At 46.1% G+C, this 1,034-nt stretch carries 1 protein-coding gene and 1 pseudogene; both read right to left on the reverse strand.

All coding sequences use genetic code 11. From position 1 onward, the window contains the following. On the reverse strand, window positions 1–622 hold a 622-nt coding region (gene dapF, locus A3766_RS27585; protein WP_068643383.1), incomplete at its 3' end, for a diaminopimelate epimerase. Between the two features lie 39 nt (window positions 623–661). Then, window positions 662–1,034 (reverse strand): annotated as a pseudogene (locus tag A3766_RS27590) (diaminopimelate decarboxylase); the annotation flags it as partial.

The following is a 1,034-nucleotide window of genomic DNA, read 5'->3' on the forward strand; positions in this document are numbered from 1 at the left end:
CGCGTAGTTGGATAAAGCGCTTATGTACTATTTCCATAAAACCAACATTCACACGCTCTGGAAAGCGTTCATGCGCTTCAATCAATGGTCCTAAATGCGCAACCTGCTGATCACTCAATTCAGGCACCTGCAAAACAGCATGAGGGTTGCCCATAGACACCGCAGAAATCTGCAAGGGTTCACCATCGACATCGATGCTGTAACTATCTGCTGGAGCATCCGCTGTAAATGGAATACTTTCTGGGTCGAATACTGGTTCGCCCATGTCTACAAGGACGCGACCATCATCATTGACCTTTAACTCAATATCGCCTTTTTTTGTTTCGACCCGAATACTATCTTTGTTGCTTAGCTTCTTCTCGCGCACGAAGACTGCGAAACACCTGGCACCGTTACCACACTGCTCAACTTCTGAACCATCGGCATTAAAAATTCGATAGCGAAAATCAACATCAGGCTTGCCAGGTGGTTCGACCAACAAAAGCTGGTCAAAGCCCACACCTAAATTACGATCAGCCATTCGGCGAATTTGTTCAGGACGAAGGTGAACATGATGGCTGATCATATCAACCACCATAAAGTCATTACCCAAACCATGCATTTTGGTAAAGTTCACCACCATATTGTTTTCTCCCGATACCTAAAATACTCTAAATGCCCACTAAGGCATCAAATTCTCAAGCGCTAGTTGATCATCAATTGTTTCACGCTTACGCGCTAATACGACTTGCTCACCATCTACAACCAGCTCTGCCACACGACCTCTGGAGTTGTAGTTCGAGCTCATTGCAAAGCCATAAGCACCTGATGACATTACCGCGAGCAAGTCGCCCGCCTTAATAGCCAAATCACGATCTTTACCCAAGAAGTCGCCCGTCTCACAAATCGGCCCTACCAAATCATAGTGATGACGCTCACAATCAGAACCCGGCTCTTTTTCTACCCGAATAATATTCTGCCATGCGCTGTATAAAGACGGGCGTAGCAGGTCATTCATCGCCGCATCGATAATCGCAAAGTGCTTATCTTCGTTG

The organism is Oleiphilus sp. HI0132, assembly GCF_001635845.1.